Annotated in this window: 1 rRNA gene; it reads left to right on the top strand. The window is 52.1% G+C overall.

From position 1 onward, the window contains the following. Positions 1–1,489: ribosomal RNA gene (locus ACFFIS_RS09630) — 23S ribosomal RNA — on the top strand; the annotation flags it as partial.

Below are 1,489 nucleotides of genomic sequence, written 5' to 3'. Positions count from 1 at the left end.
TCCTCCGGAGTGTATCCTGAGTACGGCGGAACACGAGAAATTCCGTCGGAATCCGGGAGGACCATCTCCCAAGGCTAAATACTCCCTAGTGACCGATAGTGAACCAGTACCGTGAGGGAAAGGTGAAAAGCACCCCGGAAGGGGAGTGAAATAGAACCTGAAACCGTGTGCTTACAAGTAGTCGAAGCGCTATTATGCGTGACGGCGTACCTTTTGTAGAATGGACCGGCGAGTTACGATCGTATGCAAGGTTAAGTGGAAGACACGGAGCCGTAGCGAAAGCGAGTCTGAATAGGGCGAATTAGTATGCGGTCGTAGACCCGAAACCGTGTGATCTACCCATGTCCAGGGTGAAGGTCAGGTAACACTGACTGGAGGCCCGAACCCACGTATGTTGAAAAATGCGGGGATGAGGTGTGGGTAGGGGTGAAAAGCCAATCGAACACGGAGATAGCTGGTTCTCTCCGAAATAGCTTTAGGGCTAGCCTCAAAGAACGAGTACCGGAGGTAGAGCACTGATTGGACTAGGGGCCCTCATCGGGTTACCGAATTCAGTCAAACTCCGAATGCCGGATACTTTGCTTTGGGAGTCAGACTATGTGTGATAAGATTCATAGTCGAAAGGGAAACAGCCCAGACCGCCAGCTAAGGTCCCAAAGTATACGTTAAGTGGAAAAGGATGTGGAGTTGCACAGACAACCAGGATGTTGGCTTAGAAGCAGCCACCATTTAAAGAGTGCGTAATAGCTCACTGGTCGAGTGACTCTGCGCCGAAAATGTACCGGGGCTAAACGTATCACCGAAGCTGCGGATTGTTCTTCGAACAATGGTAGGAGAGCGTTCCAAGTGCTGTGAAGTCAGACCGTGAGGACTGGTGGAGCGCTTGGAAGTGAGAATGCCGGTATGAGTAGCGAAAAAAGAGTGAGAATCTCTTTCACCGAATGCCTAAGGTTTCCTGAGGAAGGCTCGTCCTCTCAGGGTTAGTCGGGACCTAAGCCGAGGCCGAAAGGCGTAGGCGATGGACAACAGGTTGATATTCCTGTACCACCTCATGACCGTTTGAGCGATGGGGGGACGCAGTAGGATAGGGAGTGCGCACCGATGGATGTGTGCGTCCAAGCAGTGAGGGAGTTGGATAGGTAAATCCGTCCAACAATATCCTGGGCTGTGATGGGGAAAGGGCTTTATGCCCCCAAGTTCCTGATTTCACACTGCCAAGAAAATCCTCTAGCAAGGTCATAGGTGCCCGTACCGCAAACCGACACAGGTAGGCGAGGAGAGAATCCTAAGGTGAGCGGGAGAACTCTCGTTAAGGAACTCGGCAAAATGACCCCGTAACTTCGGGAGAAGGGGTGCTTCATTTACATGGAGCCGCAGTGAATAGGCCCAAGCGACTGTTTAGCAAAAACACAGGTCTCTGCGAAGCCGAAAGGCGAAGTATAGGGGCTGACACCTGCCCGGTGCTGGAAGGTTAAGGGGAAGCGTTAGG

This window comes from Paracerasibacillus soli, assembly GCF_042432965.1.
Classification (GTDB): Bacteria; Bacillota; Bacilli; order Bacillales; family Amphibacillaceae; genus Paracerasibacillus; species Paracerasibacillus soli.
Note: the sequence above shows the minus strand (reverse complement) of the source record. Positions and strands in the feature narration are given on the sequence as shown.